Annotated in this window: 22 protein-coding genes, 1 tRNA gene and 2 pseudogenes; 5 read left to right on the forward strand and 20 right to left on the reverse strand. The window is 58.8% G+C overall.

Going from position 1 to position 20,789, the window contains the following annotated elements; translation table 11 throughout:
- Positions 1–2 precede the first annotated feature (2 nt).
- The 8 genes from hscA to trmJ all read right to left on the reverse strand — a co-directional run bounded on the left by hscA (position 3) and on the right by trmJ (position 6,901).
- Complete coding sequence (hscA, locus tag C8K66_RS07545; RefSeq protein WP_046382175.1) at positions 3–1,865, reverse strand: Fe-S protein assembly chaperone HscA; 1,863 nt, start codon at positions 1,863–1,865, stop codon at positions 3–5.
- A gap of 51 nt (positions 1,866–1,916) precedes the next feature.
- On the reverse strand, positions 1,917–2,438 hold the full coding sequence (hscB, locus tag C8K66_RS07550; RefSeq protein ID WP_046382174.1) for a co-chaperone HscB: 522 nt from the start codon (positions 2,436–2,438) through the stop codon (positions 1,917–1,919).
- A gap of 8 nt (positions 2,439–2,446) precedes the next feature.
- Positions 2,447–2,770, reverse strand: a complete 324-nt coding sequence (iscA, locus tag C8K66_RS07555; protein WP_010565230.1) for an iron-sulfur cluster assembly protein IscA — start codon at positions 2,768–2,770, stop codon at positions 2,447–2,449.
- Between the two features lie 29 nt (positions 2,771–2,799).
- Positions 2,800–3,186, reverse strand: a complete 387-nt coding sequence (gene iscU / locus C8K66_RS07560) for a Fe-S cluster assembly scaffold IscU (RefSeq protein ID WP_003443374.1) — start codon at positions 3,184–3,186, stop codon at positions 2,800–2,802.
- A 99-nt stretch (positions 3,187–3,285) separates the two neighbouring features.
- Entirely contained in the window at positions 3,286–4,500 is a 1,215-nt protein-coding gene (locus tag C8K66_RS07565) for an IscS subfamily cysteine desulfurase (protein ID WP_046382173.1), read from the reverse strand.
- Positions 4,501–4,550: 50 nt separating this feature from the next.
- Positions 4,551–5,042, reverse strand: a complete 492-nt coding sequence (gene iscR, locus C8K66_RS07570) for a Fe-S cluster assembly transcriptional regulator IscR (protein ID WP_003194020.1) — start codon at positions 5,040–5,042, stop codon at positions 4,551–4,553.
- A 303-nt stretch (positions 5,043–5,345) separates the two neighbouring features.
- Complete coding sequence (gene cysE / locus C8K66_RS07575) at positions 5,346–6,128, reverse strand: serine O-acetyltransferase (protein ID WP_046382172.1); 783 nt, start codon at positions 6,126–6,128, stop codon at positions 5,346–5,348.
- Between the two features lie 2 nt (positions 6,129–6,130).
- On the reverse strand, positions 6,131–6,901 hold the full coding sequence (gene trmJ, locus C8K66_RS07580) for a tRNA (cytosine(32)/uridine(32)-2'-O)-methyltransferase TrmJ (RefSeq protein WP_003210307.1): 771 nt from the start codon (positions 6,899–6,901) through the stop codon (positions 6,131–6,133).
- Positions 6,902–7,046: 145 nt separating this feature from the next.
- On the opposite strand from trmJ, the gene suhB reads away from it, so the two are divergent.
- Positions 7,047–7,862, forward strand: a complete 816-nt coding sequence (suhB, locus tag C8K66_RS07585; protein ID WP_017846186.1) for an inositol-phosphate phosphatase — start codon at positions 7,047–7,049, stop codon at positions 7,860–7,862.
- A gap of 206 nt (positions 7,863–8,068) precedes the next feature.
- Here suhB and C8K66_RS07590 read toward each other — a convergent pair whose 3' ends face one another.
- The 6 genes from C8K66_RS07590 to queA form a co-directional block, all read right to left on the reverse strand.
- Positions 8,069–8,611 carry a glycine zipper 2TM domain-containing protein gene (locus tag C8K66_RS07590; protein ID WP_017846187.1) on the reverse strand — a complete coding sequence of 181 codons (543 nt, stop codon included), beginning with the start codon at positions 8,609–8,611 and terminating at the stop codon, positions 8,069–8,071.
- Positions 8,612–8,735: 124 nt separating this feature from the next.
- Positions 8,736–9,650 carry a protein translocase subunit SecF gene (gene secF / locus C8K66_RS07595; RefSeq protein ID WP_017846188.1) on the reverse strand — a complete coding sequence of 305 codons (915 nt, stop codon included), beginning with the start codon at positions 9,648–9,650 and terminating at the stop codon, positions 8,736–8,738.
- 9 nt (positions 9,651–9,659) lie between these two features.
- The gene (gene secD, locus C8K66_RS07600) at positions 9,660–11,528 is read right to left on the reverse strand and encodes a protein translocase subunit SecD (RefSeq protein ID WP_057004584.1); all 1,869 of its coding nucleotides are present in this window, start codon (positions 11,526–11,528) and stop codon (positions 9,660–9,662) included.
- Positions 11,529–11,590: 62 nt separating this feature from the next.
- Complete coding sequence (gene yajC, locus C8K66_RS07605; RefSeq protein ID WP_003175975.1) at positions 11,591–11,929, reverse strand: preprotein translocase subunit YajC; 339 nt, start codon at positions 11,927–11,929, stop codon at positions 11,591–11,593.
- Between the two features lie 43 nt (positions 11,930–11,972).
- Positions 11,973–13,088 carry a tRNA guanosine(34) transglycosylase Tgt gene (tgt, locus tag C8K66_RS07610; RefSeq protein ID WP_010565220.1) on the reverse strand — a complete coding sequence of 372 codons (1,116 nt, stop codon included), beginning with the start codon at positions 13,086–13,088 and terminating at the stop codon, positions 11,973–11,975.
- A gap of 5 nt (positions 13,089–13,093) precedes the next feature.
- The gene (gene queA / locus C8K66_RS07615; protein WP_017846191.1) at positions 13,094–14,143 is read right to left on the reverse strand and encodes a tRNA preQ1(34) S-adenosylmethionine ribosyltransferase-isomerase QueA; all 1,050 of its coding nucleotides are present in this window, start codon (positions 14,141–14,143) and stop codon (positions 13,094–13,096) included.
- 108 nt (positions 14,144–14,251) lie between these two features.
- On the opposite strand from queA, the gene C8K66_RS07620 reads away from it, so the two are divergent.
- Positions 14,252–14,336: transfer RNA gene (locus tag C8K66_RS07620), tRNA-Leu, on the forward strand.
- A gap of 163 nt (positions 14,337–14,499) precedes the next feature.
- On the opposite strand, the gene C8K66_RS07625 is transcribed toward C8K66_RS07620, so the two are convergent.
- Positions 14,500–14,808, reverse strand: a complete 309-nt coding sequence (locus C8K66_RS07625; protein WP_017846211.1) for a DUF3077 domain-containing protein — start codon at positions 14,806–14,808, stop codon at positions 14,500–14,502.
- A 403-nt stretch (positions 14,809–15,211) separates the two neighbouring features.
- Between C8K66_RS07625 and C8K66_RS07630 the strand changes: the two genes are divergently transcribed.
- The 3 genes from C8K66_RS07630 (at position 15,212) to C8K66_RS07645 (ending at position 17,989) form a co-directional block, all read left to right on the forward strand.
- A complete protein-coding gene (locus C8K66_RS07630) occupies positions 15,212–15,589 on the forward strand; it encodes a c-type cytochrome (protein ID WP_079444642.1) in 378 nt (125 codons plus the stop codon).
- 209 nt (positions 15,590–15,798) lie between these two features.
- Positions 15,799–16,779 carry a GyrI-like domain-containing protein gene (locus C8K66_RS07635; RefSeq protein WP_046382169.1) on the forward strand — a complete coding sequence of 327 codons (981 nt, stop codon included), beginning with the start codon at positions 15,799–15,801 and terminating at the stop codon, positions 16,777–16,779.
- Between the two features lie 910 nt (positions 16,780–17,689).
- On the forward strand, positions 17,690–17,989 hold the full coding sequence (locus C8K66_RS07645) for a hypothetical protein (RefSeq protein ID WP_057004590.1): 300 nt from the start codon (positions 17,690–17,692) through the stop codon (positions 17,987–17,989).
- On the opposite strand, the pseudogene C8K66_RS30970 reads toward C8K66_RS07645, so the two are convergent.
- From C8K66_RS30970 to C8K66_RS07660, 5 genes and pseudogenes are all read right to left on the reverse strand, one after another.
- Positions 17,982–18,167: pseudogene (locus C8K66_RS30970) on the reverse strand (DUF6124 family protein); the annotation flags it as partial. The gene C8K66_RS07645 and the pseudogene C8K66_RS30970 sit on opposite strands and share 8 nt — an antisense overlap.
- A pseudogene (locus tag C8K66_RS31580) lies at positions 18,159–18,314 on the reverse strand (integrase); the annotation flags it as partial. The pseudogenes C8K66_RS30970 and C8K66_RS31580, both read right to left, overlap by 9 nt.
- Positions 18,269–18,454: a hypothetical protein gene (locus C8K66_RS31585; protein WP_165933317.1), complete on the reverse strand. Its 186-nt coding sequence runs from the start codon at positions 18,452–18,454 to the stop codon at positions 18,269–18,271. The pseudogene C8K66_RS31580 and the gene C8K66_RS31585, both read right to left, overlap by 46 nt.
- 215 nt (positions 18,455–18,669) lie before the next feature.
- The gene (locus C8K66_RS07655; RefSeq protein WP_108524512.1) at positions 18,670–19,248 is read right to left on the reverse strand and encodes a plasmid pRiA4b ORF-3 family protein; all 579 of its coding nucleotides are present in this window, start codon (positions 19,246–19,248) and stop codon (positions 18,670–18,672) included.
- A gap of 3 nt (positions 19,249–19,251) precedes the next feature.
- The gene (locus C8K66_RS07660) at positions 19,252–20,757 is read right to left on the reverse strand and encodes an IS66 family transposase (RefSeq protein ID WP_108524514.1); all 1,506 of its coding nucleotides are present in this window, start codon (positions 20,755–20,757) and stop codon (positions 19,252–19,254) included.
- Positions 20,758–20,789: the final 32 nt, after the last annotated feature.

Genomic DNA, 20,789 nt, shown 5'->3' on the forward strand with positions numbered 1-20,789 from the left:
AATTATTCCTCAATTTCATTCAGGTTGCGGCCCGCCAGGGCGGCTTTTACCGTCTGGTTCATGCGGCGGGCAGCGAAGGCATCGGTCACTTGCGACAGGCGCTTGGTCTGCTGCTCGATGGCATAGCCATCGGAGCCTTTCATCAATTCAGCGAGTTCCTGCATCTGCAGGTCGATGACCATGCGCTCTTCGGCATCCAGCAGGCGTTCGCCGTCGACATCCAGAGCGCCCTGCACCGCTTCGAGCAGGCGCTGGGCATCGACTTGCTGCTCGCGCAGCACGCGGGCGACCTTGTCGTCACTGGCATACTGGAACGAATCCTTGAGCATCTTGGCGATTTCGCCGTCGGTCAGGCCGTAGGACGGCTTGACCTGGATGCTGGCCTCAACGCCCGAGCCCAATTCACGCGCAGCCACACTGAGCAGGCCATCGGCGTCGACCTGGAAGGTCACGCGAATCTTCGCCGCGCCCGCGACCATCGCCGGGATACCGCGCAATTCGAAGCGCGCCAGGGAGCGGCAGTCGCTGATCAGCTCGCGCTCGCCCTGCAGCACATGAATCATCATGGCCGTCTGGCCGTCTTTGTAGGTGGTGAAATCCTGGGCGCGGGCGACGGGGATGGTGGTGTTGCGCGGAATCACCTTCTCCATCAGGCCGCCCATGGTTTCCAGGCCCAGGGACAGCGGAATCACGTCGAGCAGCAACAGTTCGCCACCGTCGCGCTTGTTGCCCGCCAGGGTATCGGCCTGGATCGCGGCACCAATGGCCACCACTTGATCCGGGTCGATTTCTGTCAGCGGCTGACGACCGAACGCTTCGGCAACGGCTTCGCGCACGCGCGGCACGCGGGTCGAACCACCGACCATGACCACGGCAGCCACGTCTTCGAGTTCTACGCCGGAGTCACGCACAGCGCGGCGACAGGCTTTGAGGCTGCGGGCGACCATCGGTTCGATCAGCGCATCGAAGGCTTCGCGGGTCAGTTTGGCCGACCAATTGCCGTAGGAAACGTCAACAGAGGCCGCGTCAGTCAGGGCTTCTTTGGCGGCGCAGGCGGTTTGCAGCAGATGGCGCTGCTCGCCCGGGTCCAGGTCATCGGACAAACCGGCACTGCTGATGATCCAGCGCGCGATCGCATGGTCGAAGTCATCGCCGCCCAGGGCAGTATCGCCGCCGGTGGCCAACACTTCGAAGACCCCGCCGGTCAGGCGCAGGATCGAAATATCAAAGGTACCGCCGCCCAGGTCGTAAATGGCGACCAGGCCTTCGGCCTGCTGGTCGAGGCCATAGGCCACGGCGGCCGCGGTCGGCTCATTGAGCAGGCGCAGTACGTTCAGGCCGGCGAGTTTCGCCGCGTCCTTGGTCGCCTGGCGCTGGGCGTCGTCGAAATACGCCGGCACGGTGATCACCGCCCCCACCAGTTCGCCGCCCAGGGTGGTCTCTGCGCGCTGGCGCAGCACCTTGAGGATATCGGCCGACACTTCCACCGGGCTTTTCGGGCCCTGGACGGTGTCGATGAACGGCATGTGCGACTCGCCGCCGACAAAGCGGTACGGCAGTTGATCGCCCAATTGCTTGACGTCGGACAACCCACGACCCATCAAGCGCTTGACCGACAGCACGGTGTTCAACGGGTCGGTGGACGCCGCCAGCTTGGCCGACTCACCGACTTCAGTGCGATCGGCGTGATAGCGCACCGCCGACGGCAGGATCACCTGGCCATCAGCATCGGGCAGCGGCTCGGACAGGCCGCTGCGCAAGGCGGCGACCAGGGAATTGGTGGTGCCCAAGTCAATCCCGACCGCCAGGCGACGCTGGTGCGGTTGAGGACTTTGGCCGGGTTCGGCGATCTGCAGTAGGGCCATGGTAATCAGGTCTTATCTGTCTTTCAGGCGTGCAACAGGGGCAGCGCTGGGTTAATCGTCGAGGCGCTCTTCTAACTGGCGCACTTCGTAGGAGAGCTTGTCGAGGAACTGCATGCGCCGCATCAGGCGTTCGGCCTGCTCACGTTGCGCTGCATCGTCCCAACAGGCTGCGAAGCTTTCGTTGAGCTCATCCTGGGCCACTTTCAGACGCCGCTTGAAGACCGCGACACCCGCCAGATCGGCTTCGTCCTGCAAGTCTTCGAGTTCCTCGCGCCACTGCATCTGCTGCATCAGAAAGTCCGGATCATGCACCGTGACTTCCAGCGGCAACTCACCACCGTTCATCGCGAGCAGGTAACGCGCGCGCTTGGGGGGGCTTTTGAGGGTCTGATAGGCTTCGTTGAGGCTGGCCGACTGCTCCAGCGCCAGGCGCTGTTCACGCTCGGAAGCGTCGGCAAAGCGGTCCGGATGCACACCACGCGCCAATTCACGGTAGCGCGTGGCAAGCTGCTCGAGGTCCAGCCGAAAGCTCGGCTGCAACTCGAATAAAGCGAAATGACAAGGAGTGCCCACAAGTAGCCTCAGATGTTGAAGCTTTCGCCGCAGCCACATTCACCGCGCACGTTGGGGTTGTTGAACTTGAAGCCTTCGTTCAACCCTTCCTTGACGAAATCGAGTTCGGTGCCGTCCAGGTAGGTCAGGCTTTTCGGGTCGATGATCACTTTCTCGCCGTGACTTTCGAACACCTGATCTTCCGCCACCACCTCGTCGACGAACTCCAGCACATAGGCAAGGCCGGAACAGCCCGTGGTGCGAACACCCAGACGAATCCCCTCACCTTTACCGCGCCCATCCAGGGAGCGTCGCACGTGCCGCGCAGCCGCTTCTGTCATGCTGATAGCCATCGTTGACTCCTTACTCGTCGCCAAATGCTTTAGATCAAGCCTTTCTTCTGCTTGTAGTCGCGAACGGCCGCCTTGATGGCGTCTTCTGCGAGTACGGAGCAGTGAATCTTCACTGGCGGCAAGGCCAGTTCTTCGGCCAGCTGAGTGTTCTTGATGGTCTCTGCTTCATCCAGAGTCTTGCCTTTCATCCACTCGGTCGCCAGGGAGCTGGAGGCGATGGCCGAACCGCAGCCGTAAGTCTTGAACTTGGCGTCTTCGATGATGCCTTGTTCGTTGACCTTGATCTGCAGGCGCATCACATCGCCGCACGCCGGAGCGCCGACCATGCCGGTGCCGACATCAGGGTCTTCCGCGTCCATCTTGCCGACGTTGCGCGGGTTTTCGTAGTGGTCGATGACCTTTTCGCTGTAAGCCATGGTACTGAATCCTCACTCATCAGGGCCGCTCTGGAACCCTGTAAAAACGTCTGCGTTTTCCGCCACGTTCCTACAGAGCTGGGGTGGCGGCTTCTATAGTTAGTGTGCCGCCCACTCGATCTTGGAAATGTCGATGCCGTCTTTGTACATGTCCCACAGCGGCGACAAGGTGCGCAGCTTGGTGACGGCCTCGCAGACTTTCTGCGCGGCGTAGTCGACTTCTTCTTCGGTGGTGAAACGGCCAAACGTAAAGCGGATCGAGCTGTGCGCCAGTTCGTCGTTGCGGCCCAGGGCGCGCAGCACGTAGGACGGCTCAAGGGAGGCCGAGGTGCAGGCCGAACCGGACGAAACCGCCAGGTCCTTGAGCGCCATGATCAGCGACTCGCCTTCGACGTAGTTGAAGCTCAAATTCAGGTTGTGCGGTACACGGGCAGTCATGCTGCCGTTGATGTACAGCTCTTCAAGGTTTTCGACCTGCTTGTAGAAGCGATCGCTCAGGCCCTTGATACGCACGTTTTCGGCAGCCATTTCTTCCTTGGCGATACGGAACGCTTCGCCCATGCCGACGATCTGGTGAGTCGCCAGGGTGCCCGAACGCATGCCGCGCTCGTGACCGCCGCCGTGCATGGTGGCTTCGATGCGAACGCGAGGCTTGCGGCTCACGTACAGGGCGCCGATGCCTTTGGGGCCGTAGGTTTTGTGCGCCGAGAACGACATCAGGTCGACTTTCAGCTTCGACAGGTCGATGTCGACCTTGCCGGTGGACTGAGCCGCGTCGACGTGCAGCAACACACCTTTGGAGCGGGTCAGCTCGCCGATGGCCGCGATGTCGTTGATGGTGCCGATTTCGTTGTTCACGTGGATCACGGAAACCAGGATGGTGTCTTCACGCATGGCCGCTTCGATCATCGCCGGCGTCACGATACCGTCGGTGGTCGGCTCGATGTAGGTGACTTCGAACCCTTCACGCTCCAGCTGGCGCATGGTGTCGAGGACCGCCTTGTGCTCGATCTTCGTGGTGATCAGGTGCTTGCCTTTGGTCGCGTAGAAATGCGCGGCGCCCTTGATTGCCAGGTTGTCGGATTCGGTGGCACCGGAGGTCCAGACGATTTCGCGTGGATCTGCACCCACCAGGTCGGCGACTTGGCGACGAGCGTTTTCAACCGCTTCTTCGGCTTTCCAGCCGAATACGTGGGAACGCGACGCCGGGTTGCCGAAGTTTCCGTCAACCAGCAGGCATTCGCTCATCTTTTGCGCGACACGCGGATCAACCGGGGTGGTCGCTGAGTAATCAAGGTAAATCGGCAATTTCATGGACTTTCTCCTAAATCAGGCTGGCTGGCGTGCCGTTAGCTCTTCGGCTGTCACTCGACGGCGGACGCTTCAATCTTGTCCAGACGCGGCGCCTTGGTGTTGCAACGGCGCTGGTCCTGACGCTGGGCTACTTCTTGCACCTCACGGCGAGTCACAAGATCAGCCAAGCTGATACCACTCAAAAACTCATGGATCTGCAGGCTCAAGTCACACCACAAGTGGTGGGTCAGGCAGGTGTCGCCGGCATGGCAATCACCCAAACCCTGGCATTTGGTGGCATCGACGGATTCGTTGACCGCGTCGATCACCTGGGCCACCTGGATGCCCTGCATGTCGCGGGACAGTTGATAGCCACCACCCGGCCCACGCACACTGGAGACCAGATTGCTGCGGCGCAATTTGGCGAACAGTTGCTCGAGGTAGGACAGGGAAATGCCTTGGCGCTCGGAGATATCGGCCAGGGACACCGGCCCAGTTTGCGCGTGCAAAGCCAAGTCAAGCATGGCGGTCACCGCGTATCGGCCTTTTGTAGTCAGTCTCATGGACAAGTACCAAGGTGTTTCAGAATGGGAGCAAGTATGCTATTCCCGAGTATTTAAGTCAACTATAAGACCTAGTACTTTAGTCAGGATTACCCGTAAAAAGGGCGCGCAAATAATAGCAGGATGGGGTGGGGACGAACAGAAGGAACAGCGGTCAAGCAGGAATTCCAAGACCAATGGAGAACAACCTGTGGGAGGGGGCTTGCTCCCGATGGCGAAGGACCAGTCAATGTATGGGTGACTGCCCCACCGCTATCGGGAGCAAGCCCCTTCCCACAGGGGACTTTTGGTGATCGCGAGGCTTCAGCCAGCCTTGGTGGCGGCTTCGTCTTTGATCTCGGCGAAGTCCTCTTCGCGCAGCTCAGGCAGGTCTTTCGCACAATAGTTACTGCCCAGCTCCTTCAGCGCGCCGCACATGCCGTCCAGCTTGCCATCTACCGCCTGCAGGTGGTCGAGCAACTGGCCGATGGCACGGGCCACCGGGTCGGGCATGTCTTCGCTGACGCCGTAGGCATCGAAGCCGATCTTCTCAGCCATGGCCTTGCGCTTGGCTTCCTGCTCATCGCCGACTTCCGGCTTGACGATGATGCGCCCCGGAATGCCGACCACGGTTGCGCCCGGCGGCACCGCCTTGGTCACCACCGCATTGGAGCCGACCTTGGCCCCCGCCCCCACGGTGAACGGACCCAGCACCTTGGCGCCCGCCCCGACCACTACACCGTTTTCCAGGGTCGGGTGACGCTTGCCCTTGTTCCAGCTGGTGCCGCCCAGGGTTACGCCCTGGTACAGGGTCACGTCGTCACCGATTTCGGCGGTCTCGCCAATCACGATGCCCATGCCATGGTCGATAAAGAAGCGGCGGCCGACCTTGGCGCCCGGGTGAATCTCGATGCCGGTCAACCAGCGCCCAAAGTTGGACACCACCCGCGCCAGCCATTTCCAGCCCATGCCCCACAAGGCACCGGACAGGCGATGAATCCAGATCGCATGCATGCCCGGGTAGCAGGTCAGTACTTCAAAGGCGTTGCGCGCCGCCGGGTCACGGTGGAAAACACTCTGGATATCTTCTCGCAAACGCTCGAACATTTTTAATCCTTCCGCTTAAGAAGCTCGCCACGGGCCGCTTTCTGGGTTTCCGTGAGGATGCCACGCAATATATTCATTTCCGCCCGGCTGACCGAGCTGCGTCCGTACAGACGACGCAGGCGCGCCATCAAGTGCCGCGGTTTTTCCGGATCGAGGAATTCGATGGCCACCAGGGTTTGCTCCAGGTGTTCATAGAACCGCTCCAGCTCGTCCATGGTGGCCAACTCGCCACTCTTGGTCGACGCCACTTCATCCTTCTCAACCTTGCTCGGCTGCCCTTCAGCGGCCAGCCAGGCCATGCGTACTTCGTAACTCAACACCTGCACCGCCGCCCCGAGGTTCAGCGAGCTGAACTCCGGGTCTGATGGAATATGCACGTGATAATGACATCGCTGCAGCTCTTCGTTGGTCAGGCCGGAGTCTTCACGACCGAACACCAGGGCGATTTCAGCGCCGCCGGCGGCCTCTTCCACCACTTTGGTCCCGCATTCACGCGGATCGAGCAATGGCCAGGGGATGCGCCGGTCGCGGGCGCTGGTGCCGAGCACCAGGTTGCAGCCGACCAATGCGTCTTCCAAAGTGGCGACGACCTGGGCTTTTTCAAGGATGTCATTGGCGCCGGATGCGCGGGCATCGGCCTCGTGGTGCGGGAACACGCGCGGCTCGACCAGCACCAGGCGCGTCAGCCCCATGTTTTTCATGGCTCGCGCCACCCCGCCGATATTGCCGGGATGACTGGTATTGACCAAGACGACACGAATGTTTTGCAGCAAGGGAGGCGCTCTCGGACACGGGAAAGGGGAGCAAATCTTACAGAACAGCCTAAGGTTATGCCACGAAAGCTCACGCCGTCCTTCACCTGAAGAAAGTTTCTGCTAGAATGCTCGGCTTTCTTTAACAACCTTAGGTGACACATCCATGCAGCCCATGCTGAATATCGCGCTGCGCGCCGCCCGCAGCGCCAGTGAATTGATCTTCCGCTCCATCGAGCGCCTGGATACCATCAAGGTCGACGAAAAAGACGCCAAGGATTATGTGTCCGAGGTGGATCGCGCCGCCGAACAGAAAATCATCGACGCCCTGCGCAAGGCCTACCCGACCCACGGCATTCTCGGCGAAGAAACCGGCCTGCACAAAGGCAGCGGTGAAGGCGAAGACTACCTGTGGATTATTGACCCACTGGATGGCACCACCAACTTCCTGCGCGGTATCCCGCACTTTGCCGTGAGCATTGCCTGCAAATACCGTGGCCGCCTGGAACACGCCGTTGTGCTGGACCCGGTTCGCCAGGAAGAATTCACCGCCAGCCGTGGCCGTGGCGCCCAACTGAACGGTCGTCGCCTGCGCGTCAGCGGCCGCACCAGCCTGGACGGCGCCCTGCTGGGCACCGGCTTCCCATTCCGTGACGACCAGATGGACAACCTGGACAACTACCTGGGTATGTTCCGCGCCCTGGTTGGCCAGACCGCCGGCATCCGCCGCGCCGGTGCAGCCAGCCTGGACCTGGCCTACGTCGCCGCCGGTCGTTTCGATGCCTTCTGGGAATCGGGCCTGTCCGAGTGGGACATGGCAGCGGGCGCCCTGCTGATCCAAGAGGCCGGCGGCCTGGTGAGCGACTTCACCGGCGGTCATGACTTCCTGGAGAAAGGCCACGTGGTAGCCGGCAACACCAAATGCTTCAAGGCAGTGCTGACGGCGATCCAGCCGCACCTGCCGGCTTCGCTGAAGCGCTAAGCGAGCGAGCACAAAAAAGCCCCCTTCGGGGTGCTTTTTTTATGTCTGGAATTTGGTGTGAGCTTAAATACCAGCAACACCACAAGCCAACTGTGGGAGGGGGGCTTGCCCCCCGATAGCGGAGTTTCAGCTACAGATAGGCTGACTGACACACCGCCATCGGGGGCAAGCCCCCTCCCACATTGTGAACTGTGCCAGGCCCGGGGTTATTGCTGGTTCTGGCCCAGGATCAGACGCCCCTCTTTATCGACCGGGATCTGGCCGCCTGGGTCACGATCCATACGCACCGAACCTTCCTTGCCATCCAAGGTGTAACGCACGTCATAACCGACGACCTTGTCGCTGATGTCGTTGACGGTGTTACAACGGGTTTGCGTGGTGGTGTAGGTATCGCGGTTCTGCATGCCTTCCTGCACCTTGTTACCGGCATAACCGCCACCGACCGCACCGGCCACGGTGGCCAGCTTCTTACCGTTACCGCCACCGATCTGGTTGCCCAACAGGCCACCGGCCAGCGCACCGACCACCGTACCGACGATCTGGTGTTGATCCTGCACCGGCTTCTGCCGGGTCACGGCGACGTCCTTGCAGACCTCGCGCGGGGTTTTAATCTGGGTTTTCACCGGCTGCACCGCCAGCACTTGCGCATACTCAGGGCCGCTTTTTACCAGGCTGTAGGTGGCAACAGCACCCCCGGCAGTCACACCGACAGCACCCAATACCGCACCAACCAGTAACGACTTGTTCACGTTGAACCTCCTGACCATCACAAACGGACCGAAAGATCCGCGCTATACCCAGCCTTGGAGCAAAAAAAAAGGCGCGAGTTCAATACTCGCGCCTTCTTTGTAACAGCAGATCAACAACCACCCATCAAGGGCGGTCGTCGACCTCCTTGCCAGTCGCGGCCGGAGGGATCAGGTCTTCGCTGTTGAGGTTCAGCCAGATCAGCACCACGTTGGCGATGTAGATCGACGAGTAGGTGCCCGCCAGAACGCCGATAAACAGCGCCAGGGAGAAGCCCCACAGGTTGTCGCCACCGAAGATCATCAGTGCTGCGATCGCCAGCAAGGTGGAGATCGACGTCGCCATGGTGCGCAACAGGGTCTGGGTAGTGGAGATGTTGATGTTCTCGATCAACGTCGCCTTGCGCAGTACGCGGAAGTTCTCGCGAACCCGGTCGAATACCACGATGGTGTCGTTGAGCGAGTAACCAATGATCGCCAGCACCGCGGCCAGCACGGTCAGGTCGAAGGTGATCTGGAAGTACGCCAGGATGCCCACGGTCACGACCACGTCGTGGATCAGCGAGACAATGGCGCCGACACCGAACTTCCACTGAAAGCGGAACGCCAGGTAGATCATGATGCCGACCAGCGCCATCAGCATGCCGAGGCCGCCCTGGTCGCGCAGCTCTTCACCCACTTGCGGGCCGACGAACTCGACGCGCTTGACTGCCGCCGGGTTATCACCGCCGACCTTCTGCAAGGCCTCGGCAACCTGGTGACCCAGTTGCGGGTCTTCGCCCGGCATACGCACCAGCAGATCGGTGGTCGCACCGAAGCTCTGCACGATAGCTTCGTGATAGCCGGCCTTGACCAGCTCTTCGCGCACCTGAGTCACGTCGGCCGGCTTCTCGTAGGTCAGCTCGATGAGCGTACCGCCGGTGAAGTCCAGACCGTAGTTCAGGCCCTTATGGAACCAGCTGAACAACGCCAGAACGGTAAGGAGCACGGTGACGCCGAACGCAATATTGCGAACGCCCATGAAGTTGATTGTACGTAACATGGCAGCCCCTTAAATCCACAACTTCTTGAAGTCACGCCCGCCAAAGATCAGGTTGACCATTGCGCGGGTCACCATGATGGCCGTGAACATCGAGGTAAAGATACCGAGGGACATGGTCACCGCAAAACCTTTGACCGGGCCGGTGCCCATGGCAAAGAGAATCCCGCCGACCAGCAATGTGGTCAGGTTGGAGTCGAGAATCGCGGTAAATGCCCGGCCGAAGCCTTCGTTGATTGCGCGCTGCACGGTCATGCCCGCGGCGATCTCTTCACGAATCCGCGAGAAGATCAGCACGTTGGCGTCCACCGCCATCCCCATGGTGAGGACGATACCGGCGATGCCTGGCAGGGTCAGCGTAGCGCCCAGCAACGACATCAAGGCCAGCAGCATCACCATGTTGCCCGCCAGGGCCACGGTGGCGATGATGCCGAAGAAGCGGTAGATGGCGATGATGAACAGCGACACGAACAGCATGCCCCACAATGCCGCATCGATACCCTTGGTGATGTTGTCGGCACCCAGGCTCGGGCCGATGGTGCGTTCTTCAGCGAAGTACATCGGCGCAGCCAGGCCACCGGCACGCAGCAGCAGGGCCAGTTCCGAGGATTCGCCCTGGCCGTTCAGGCCGGTGATGCGGAACTGAGCACCCAGCGGCGACTGGATGGTCGCCAGGCTGATGATCTTCTTCTCTTCCTTGAAGGTCTGCACCGGCACGTCTTTCTCGACGCCGTTGACCATTTGCTTGGTGTAGGTGGTGATCGGGCGTTGCTCGATGAAGATCACCGCCATGCTGCGCCCGACGTTGCTGCGCGTGGCGCGGCTCATCAGTTCGCCACCATGGCCATCCAGGCGGATGTTCACTTCAGGCGTACCGTGCTCGCCGAAACCGGCCTTGGCGTCAGTCACCTGGTCGCCGGTGATGATCAAGCCACGCTCGATCTGCGCCGCAGGGCGGTTGCCTTCACGGAACTCGAAGGTCTCGGAAGTGGCTTTGGAAGCACCCGGCTCGGCGGCCAGACGGAATTCCAGGTTGGCGGTCTTGCCGAGGATACGCTTGGCTTCAGCGGTATCCTGCACGCCCGGCAGCTCAACCACGATGCGGTTGGCGCCCTGGCGCTGAACGATCGGCTCGGCCACACCCAGCTCGTTGACGCGGTTACGCACCGTGGTCAAGTTCTGCTTGATGGAGTATTCGCGGATTTCCGCCAGCTTGGCCGGGGTCATCGCCAGACGCAGTACAGGTTGACCGTTGAGGTCGGCCGGTACGATGTCGAAATCGTTGAAGTTCTTGCGGATCAGCGCACGGGCCTGCTCGCGGGAAGCTTCGTCAGAGAAGCCCAGCTGGATGGCACCGTTGAGCTGCGGCAGGCTGCGATAACGCAACTTCTCTTTACGCAGCAGGCTCTTCACGTCGCCTTCGTAGACTTTCAGGCGCGCGTCGAGGGCTTTGTCCATGTCGACTTCCAGCAGGAAGTGCACACCACCGGACAAGTCCAGACCCAGCTTCATCGGGTGCGCGCCAATGCTGCGCAGCCATTTTGGCGTGGTCTGTGCCAGGTTGAGCGCGACAACGTAGTCGTCACCCATGGCCTTGCGCACGACGTCTTTGGCCGGCAATTGGTCTTCTTGCTTGGTCAGGCGCAACAAGCCGCCCTTCGCATCAGCTGCCAACGTTGCCGCTTTGACCTGGATGCCCGCATCGGTGAGCGCTTTGCTCGCGCGTTCCAGGTCAGCCTGATTGACCTTCAGCGAAGTGCTGGCGCCAGAGATCTGGATCGCAGGGTCATCAGGATAGAGATTGGGAGCGGAATAAATAAAACCGATCGCCAGCACCGCCAGGATCAGTAGGTATTTCCACAGAGGGTATTTGTTCAGCATCACGCCGCCCGCTTATAACGCGGGGCGCCTTGCGCGCCCCGTCGATTGGTAAAAGTTGTTACTCAGATCGCTTTGAGCGTGCCTTTAGGCAGCGTGGCGGCGATGGCGCCCTTTTGGAACTTCATTTCGACGGTGTCGGAGACTTCCAGAACCACGAAAGCATCGGAAACCTTGGTGATCTTGCCCGCGATACCGCCGGTGGTCACGACTTCGTCACCTTTCTGCAGGCTGCCGAGCAGGTTTTTCTGCTCTTTGGCGCGCTTGGCCTGTGGACGCCAGATCATCAGGTAGAAGATGACCAGGAAGCCGACCAGGAAAATCCACTCGAAACCACCGCCCATAGGGCCGGCAGCAGCAGGCGCAGCGGCATCAGCCATGGCGTTAGAGATAAAAAAGCTCATTTAGCACTCCAGTTGCAAATAGTGAATCTTAGGGTCGGAAAACTCAGTCCAAGGGCGGCACAGGGAGCCCGCGCTTGGCATAGAAGGCATCGACGAAGGCGGCCAATGTACCCTGTTGAATAGCCTCGCGCAAACCAGCCATCAGGACTTGGTAATGACGCAAATTGTGGATGGTATTCAACATGCTACCCAGCATTTCCCCACACTTGTCCAGATGGTGCAGATAAGCACGGGAGAAGTTCTGGCAGGTATAGCAGTCACAGGTGGGATCCAGCGGCGAATCATCATGGCGATGGAACGCGTTACGGATCTTCAGCACGCCTGTATCGATGAACAGATGCCCATTGCGGGCATTACGGGTTGGCATCACGCAATCGAACATGTCCACACCGCGGCGCACACCCTCTACGAGATCCTCCGGTTTGCCAACGCCCATAAGGTAACGAGGTTTGTCAGCAGGCATCAGGCCTGGCAGGTAATCCAGCACCTTGATCATCTCGTGCTTGGGCTCACCCACCGACAGACCGCCGATGGCCAGGCCGTCGAAGCCGATCTTATCCAGGCCTTCCAGCGAGCGCTTGCGCAGGCTTTCATGCATGCCGCCCTGGACGATACCGAACAGCGCCGCAGTGTTGTCGCCGTGGGCGTTCTTCGAGCGCTGGGCCCAACGCAGCGACAACTCCATGGAAACCCGCGCGACGTCTTCATCGGCCGGGTACGGCGTGCATTCGTCGAAAATCATCACGATGTCGGAGCCCAGGTCGCGCTGGACCTGCATCGACTCTTCCGGGCCCATGAACACTTTGGAACCGTCGACCGGCGAGGCGAAGGTCACGCCCTCCTCCTTGATCTTGCGCATGGCGCCCAGGCTGAACACCTGGAAACCACCCGAGTCAGTGAGGATCGGGCCTTGCCACTTCATGAAGTCATGCAGGTCGCCGTGCTTCTTGATCACTTCCGTGCCCGGGCGCAGCCACAGGTGGAAGGTGTTGCCGAGGATGATTTCGGCGCCGGTGGCGACGATATCGCGCGGCAGCATGCCTTTGACGGTGCCGTAGGTGCCGACCGGCATGAACGCCGGGGTCTCTACCGTACCGCGCGGAAAGGTCAGACGACCGCGACGGGCTTTGCCGTCAGTGGCCAGCAATTCAAACGACATACGACTCATAGTTGTTCCTCTGGGCCGCGTGGCGCCGGATTACGGGTGATAAACATCGCATCACCGTAGCTGAAAAAACGGTATCCATTGTCGATGGCAGCCTGATAAGCAGCCATGGTTTCCGGATAACCGGCAAATGCCGACACCAGCATCAACAGCGTGGATTCCGGCAAATGGAAGTTGGTCACCAGCGCATCGACCACATGAAACGGCCGGCCTGGGTAAATAAAGATATCGGTGTCGCCGCTGAACGGCTTGAGCACGCCATCACGCGCCGCGCTTTCCAGGGAACGCACGCTGGTGGTGCCCACGGCAATCACCCGCCCGCCGCGCGCCTTGCACGCATTGACTGCATCCACGACGTCCTGGCTGACTTCCAGCCATTCGCTGTGCATATGGTGGTCTTCGATGTTATCCACACGCACCGGCTGAAACGTGCCGGCCCCCACGTGCAGGGTCACATACGCGCTCTCGACGCCCTTGGCGGCAATCGCATCCAGCAGCGGCTGGTCGAAATGCAGCCCGGCCGTCGGCGCCGCGACGGCACCGAGGCGCTGGGAATACACCGTCTGATAGCGCTCGCGGTCCGCATCTTCGTCGGGGCGGTCTATATAAGGAGGCAACGGCATATGGCCGACGCGCTCCAGCAGCGGCAACACTTCCTCGGCAAACTTGAGCTCGAACAACGCATCATGACGCGCCACCATCTCGGCCTCGCCACCGCCATCGATCAGCAGAGTCGAACCCGGTTTCGGCGACTTGCTGGAGCGCACATGGGCCAGCACGCGATGGCTGTCCAGCACCCGCTCCACCAGAATTTCCAGCTTGCCGCCGGAAGCTTTCTGGCCAAACAGCCGCGCCGGAATCACCCGGGTATTGTTGAACACCATCAAATCGCCTGGGCGCAAATGCTCAAGCAAATCAGTGAATTGACGGTGTGCGAGGGCACCGCTGAGCCCGTCCAGGGTCAGCAGTCGACTGGCTCGACGCTCGGCCAAAGGGTGGCGGGCGATCAGCGAATCAGGGAGCTCAAAAGTAAAGTCAGCAACGCGCATGATGGGGTTCGTCTAGCAGGGCCGGGAAGTCTAGCGGAAATAGTCAAAATTGACCATGAAACGTGATTGACCAACGGTAATCTCATCTCTATACTTCGCCGCCATTGAGCCCTGATGGCGGAATTGGTAGACGCGGCGGATTCAAAATCCGTTTTCGAAAGGAGTGGGAGTTCGAGTCTCCCTCGGGGCACCATCTTAAAAAAAGACCTTGAAATTCAAGGTCTTTTTTTTCGCCTGTCGAAAAGTGGGCAACCAGCAAAATCCCCGACCAGCGCAACATCAACTTGAAACACAGCCCCTTGTGGGAGCTGGCTTGCCTGCGATAGCGTCAGCCGCAACACCCTCAAACCACCAGACTAACTACCCGCCACTTCACCCTCCTCCGTCACCCCATTGGCCAACATCCCATTCGCCAAATCATCCACCACCGCCTTCGCCATCTCCCCCAAATAATGCGCCGCCCAGGCATAACGATCCGCGCCCGTGTCCATGGCGGCATCCAACGCCAGCAGTTTTGAACAGTGGAGAAGTTCGGAGGCATGCTCCAGCGCATCGCGGATGGGCACGCCGGCGTTCACGCGGAATAGTCGGTGAAGGTTGGGCTGCTTGCCACAGGTGGAAAAGGTGATGACGCCGAGGGTTTTGTTGAGGGGTGGGTTGATCATTGGGCACCTCCTGGATGGGCGGAGGTGTGGGTGGTGGGGTTGTGAGGGTATGGCCTGTCAGAAACGCTCATTGCTTAAGCTCCTAATATAGTGAGCCTATTGTTTCTCGGATTCTCAAGTCCGGTCGCTGGGTTGGAAGCGACGGGGAGGAAGTTAGCGCAGGAGCGATTGGGGTTGAAAGTCAGTATCTGTGGCGAAAAATTTCCGTTAGGTCGGTCGGGGGGGACGCCGATCCCCCCAGATGCAGGAAACAACCGGGGTCTGCCCCCGATTACCTCCGGGAAAACGTATTGGTTTAATGGGCATCAGAAATGACAGTGTGCGCCGACGCGATGGCTGATATCTTTCCCGCGCGCCCAATCGCGTCCAATCGACGCCGGTCCCATCAAGGAAGATAAAAACAATGAAAGTAGTGCTCATCGCTTCGCTAGGAATGTTGTCGCTGACTCAAACATCACTATCCTTCGCGGATAATGCTAATGGAAAAAATCTCTATCTACAGCGATGCAGCATGTGCCATGGAATGGATCTCAAAGCAACAGGACCGCTGGCTAAAAAAAGTAATCCGCCGACGCCTGATCTAACAACGCTCGCTTTCAAAAAACGATTAAATGATTATCCGGGCGTGATTGTGTCTTCGATAATACTTCGCCCAAATGGCGACTTAATTCCAAAAACCTTGCGAGAGAATGGAGTAAAGCTATCGCCGCACTCATGGAGCGTTAAGGATTTTCGCGATTTAAATCAATACATGGGTGGCGTTATTTCACAAACCCGATGACCGTCGAAGTGCCTGGTCCTGTGCTGTCTCCGTGGATTGACATGACGCTTTAAGCGCTCTGCCAACAGTTCAAACTCGATACCTTTGCTACAGATTGGCCTACGCTGGAGCTGCACGCTGCCGAGAAAGAAACGAAGAACGCGCTGCGGTTATCGCAGGAACTCAACGGCTCAATAGCCACATGAACGGTGATTTTTAGAATAGCTAACATGACGACCAAGCCTTCTGCGCAAGTATCCCGCGCTGAGTACGCGCGACGGATAAATCGTGTACTCAACTACATCGATGCTCACCTCGATCAGCCGTTAGATGGCGCGCAGTTAGCCGACATCGCCAATTTCTCGCGCTTCCATTTTCATCGAATTTTCGCCGCATGGATGGGCGAAACGCTTGGCAGCTATGCACAGCGTCGACGGCTCGAGAAGGCGGCCTTCCGGCTGTCCTGTGGTAGCCATGAAACAGTACTTGAAACAGCGTTGGCCACCGGCTTCCATTCGGGTGAAGCGTTTGCGCGAGCCTTCAAACTCAAGTTCGGCTGCACGCCATCGACCTGGCGCTCCACGACTCTTCAGCGGCTGAAAATGCAGGCGTCCGCGATCGGACAGCAACCAGGCAACCAAGAGAGCAATCCTGATCAGGTCTTCAGCAATATCCATCAGGAAGGCGAGCCCGCGCTCGGTGAATCTGACGTCTCTTATCGGCTAACGGAAACTTGTGCCATGGATGTACGTATCGTTGATTTACCAAAAGCACGCGTCGCGTATCAACGTTTGATCGGACCATATGGGCCCGCCATCGGCGAATTTTGGCGCGGCACCATTGCGCCGTGGATGCACTCAAATGGCCTCAGTGATGAAACGTGTTATGGCATAGGTCATGACGACCCGTCTCTCACTCCAGCCAACAAGTGCCGCTATGACGCGTGCGTCGAAGTACCCGCTCATTTTGTTGCTAGCGGCCAGGTAGATATTCTAACTCTGCCGGGCGGCCGTTATGCCGTAGCGAGTTTCAAAGGGAAAGCTGAGGTTTTAGGTAACGCCTGGATGTGGCTGACGCGTGAATGGATGCCGTCCAGCGGACTACAATGCGACGATAGGCCTTGCTTCGAGATGTTTTCTGCGACCACGGCACTTGACCCCCACACCGGTGAGTTTAGTTGCGACATCTGCATTCCAGTGCGAGCGCTGTAACGCAACTCCCGCGTGCCGCATTGTTTAGGGGCGTGAGCGCATCGCATTCACCAGCCACTATCGTTATGCCATGCAGCTGCATGGCATAACGCAAAATCGAGCAAGCGATAAGAGCCCATATCCCTAACGACGCATTCGTTAAAGTCCCTCCTTGATCTAGCTGCACAGGTGAAAATCAGACGAGTTAATTCTCTTCACTCGAAATGGTTTACGGCCTAAAGCGGGCGATCACCACCAGCAGCTATGGGTCGAGAGCGGGGATTCGGAATAGGCCGCGTCCGGCCAATAGCTGCCTGTCGGAACCGGCTGAAATAGCCCCAGAGCGGTCATCTCCGCGTTCCAGTATTATCATGCCGATCTTCGGACTATTTATTGGTAGGTTGATCCATGGTCAGAAGCGTTAGGCTTCAAAAAAAACTGCATACACGGCATCTGATCGAGACAGCTGAAGAGGTGGTACTTGATGACAGCCTTGTTGGAAAGCTATGGGCGCTCAATCAAGGTGACAGATTTGAGTTGAATTCAGCTTCTCTCACTTTATGGGCTGGCTGGTGAAATGACTGCATGAGCAAGCCTGAACCGGCCAAGTATAAAACGAGTAGCTGGTCACTTTCTTCCCGCGAAATAGAATTCCGAACCGCTAGATTTGGATAGCGGACTACAGTGATCGCTTTAGAGCGATAAGGCGTGGGCCTTCACGCTGCCAAGCAGCTCGACGCCATCGATGGCGCTTGAGCTCAATCGCGCAGTCGGCAAGGCTGAGGGGGTTGACCAAAGCCATCACAAGCCAGATCGCCGAGCCGTTGTATGTGCCGTATGATGACGCCGCCAGCAATCGGGCAGGTGAGTTGAAACGGCCCGCGTGGATATCGATAGACTGGAGGCTTCGATTTTTTAGGATGAAATGCTCATGTTCAAAGCTGCCCTCGCTTCCTTGCTGTTGACCTGCACTTTTTGCGCTCACGCCGGTACGACGGTCGATGTGTCGAAGATTTACGGCAAGATCCAGTTCGTGAACAGCTATCCCGACTACAAGGTGAAAGTGGTGAATCAGTACCCCGACCTTAAGGTAAAGAAGGTGGTTTCCTGGCCGGACTCTGTTGGCAAATGGCAAATCGTCGACAGCTACCCCGACTACAAGATCCAGATCGTCGATTCCTATCCGGACTTCACTATTGAATATGTGGAGAGCTGGCCTGGGGTCAATTGATCGCGGCAAGCCGTTGCAGGTGGCCTGAGACGGCTTGTTGGGCGGGTTGGCCAGGGCAAGGCGTTTCACGATCGAGCAATTTGGCGGTGAGGAGTACGCCCAGTTCGCTCAGTTGATGGATCGCCAGGGCGATGTCGCGGTGTTTGCCGTTCAGGTCTTCGTACAGGTCGAGCAGCAGTTGAACCGCCTGCAGGTTATTCGTCCTGCGATAGATCAGTGATGCCTTCGTACGTCTCATCTCATGAGTGCCATACATGGCTGGATCAAGGCCAACGGCCTTCACCCAGCCTTTGACGATACGAGCGTATTGGCGAGTGGATAGATGGACTGTGTTTGTTCAGTAATCTTGAACTGCGCTGGCCGCTGCGTTTTCTCTATTTCCCAAGCACCAGCATTCGCAAGTGCTTTGCTCAGCGTCGAAATTGTGAGCGTACTATCAGCTTCCAAGCACAGATCAAGACTCATGAATCCTCCCTTTTCCATGGCTGCACACTTGCACCAAAATTTTTGAGTGCGATCTTCTCGACAGTGTATTTGGCTAGCGGTTTGAATGTCTGCTTCTGGCCGATTTCAGCCAGTGGCGACCGGCTGAAATCGACCCACTGCTGCCGTTCGCATACGACTTTACCGTGCCCAATCGCACAATAGGCGTAAGCGTCCGAGCTACACCGCCTTGCAACTCAAACCTTAATCCGTTTAAACCACTGGTTCACGCGCTCGCACTCAAATGTCACCGGATCAAAAACATCGCCATGCCATTCAACCATGGCGTCATGCTCTGGATGATCGGGGTTGCCCATCGCCTCCAGAAACTCCTCGTAACCAGGCCCGCCACCCACGTCTTCCGGTGGGCAAGCATTGGCGCCGTCGATGCAGTACGGCACCTGAGGACAGGCAACAGCGGGTAGCGTTTTTTCGACCTTGATACTGTGATGCCAGCTGTCACCAAAGTCGTAGAGATAATTGAATGTCCGCTTTCCGTTCAGCGCCTTGATCAGCGTTTTACGGGCTTCCGGGTTCACCGTCGGCCCCCAACCATCAGGGTCGGGCATGCCGTAATTCTCACCAGCAATTTCAAACTCATGCAGATGGCTATCACTCCAGCCCATCACGACCTGGATGACATGGTGCAGCTTGCCCAAGGTGATGTTTTCAGGCACCGCGAACCGACGCCAAATCTTCGGAGTGATCCACTTCAGCTCGATGTGCAGCAGTAACAGGTCGGGGGCGGGTTTGGGTAAACGGACAGTTTTAACCATGGATCAGGCGGCCTCGCAGTGTTCAGTGTGATTCAAAGAGATGTTCCAAGGCAGCAACTCGCTCACCCGATTGATCGGGTGTTCGGCAATGTGCTCAAGTACGTAGGCCAGATAGGCCTGTGGGTTTAACCCGTTTAGCTTGGCAGTACCCACCAGGCTGTAAATCGCAGCGGCTCGTTCTCCGCCGGCATCGGAACCGGCAAACAGGTAGTTTTTGCGGCCCAGCGCGACGGCGCGTAGCGCCCGTTCGGCGGCGTTGTTGTCGATTTCGATTCGGCCGTCATTGCAGTAGCGCGTTAAGGCCTGCCACCGGTTGAGGGCATAGAGGATTGCACCGCCCAATGCCGACTTTTTCGACAGTTGAGTCAGCGTCTGATTAAGCCATGCGTGCAGGTGCTCCAGCAGCGGACTGGCCCGACTTTGCCGAACCGTTTTTCGCAGGTTAGGCGGCTGCCCTCGGATCTCGCTTTCGATGGCATACAGGGCTGCAATCCGTTGCAGCGCCTCGGCGGCAAGGGGTGAAGCCAAGTCTTTGTAGACATCGTAAAACTTGCGCCGGGCGTGAGCCCAGCATGCAGCCTCCTCAATAGTGCCCGTCGCATACAGCTGAGCAAAACCGGCGTAGCCGTCAGCCTGCAAGATCCCGCTAAAGCCCTTGAGATGAGCGCGCGGATGTTGCCCCTTGCGATCCGGCGAGTAGGCAAACCAAACTGCCGCCGGTGTCGAGTCACCCGCAGGTCGGTCGTCCCGCACGTATGTCCACAGGCGAGCCGTTTTGGTCTTGCCGTTGCCCGGCGCGAGCACGCCAATCGGCGTGTCGTCTGCATGGACTTTGTGACCGCTCATGACGTGGTGCTCAAGGGCGTTGATCAGCGGCCTGAGCAATTGACTGCTCTGGCCCACCCAGTCGGCCAGGGTTGAGCGCTCCAGCTCCACGCCCTCACGGGCGTAGATCTCGGACTGCCGGTACAGCGGCAGATGATCGACAAACTTGGAGACCAGCACATGGGCCAACAACCCCGGGCCTGCAAGGCCTCGGGCTATCGGACGACTCGGCGCCGGCACCTGGGCGATGTGCTCGCAGCAGCGACAGACCCACTTCGGACGGACATGGCAAATAACTTTGAAACGTGCCGGAACGTACTCCAGCACTTCGGACACATCCTCACCCAAATAGCGAAGCTTCCCACCGCAGCCCGTGCATTGCGACTCGGGCTGATGCACGTGAGTTTCGCGAGGCAGGTGTTCGGGCAATGGTTTGCGGCGCGAAACTGCGCGAGGGGCCGGTTCGACTGGCCGTGTCATTTCGGCTTGGCTGACTTGCAGCTCTTCAAGGCTCAACTGGAGTTGATCGATCATCGCGTCCAGTTGCTCGGAGCTGCGACCGAACTGCGTACGACGCAGCTTGGCGATCATCATTTTCAAGCGCTCAATCTCTGCCCGCTGGGCAGAGACCAGAGTCTTCAAGGCTTGAAGATCGTTCGGCAGGGAGTCGGTCACGAGAGTCATGACCGCATGTTACTGGGGATTTTTTCAGCGCG

This window comes from Pseudomonas sp. GV105, from assembly GCF_003058185.1.
In the GTDB taxonomy this organism is placed as follows: Bacteria; Pseudomonadota; Gammaproteobacteria; order Pseudomonadales; family Pseudomonadaceae; genus Aquipseudomonas; species Aquipseudomonas veronii.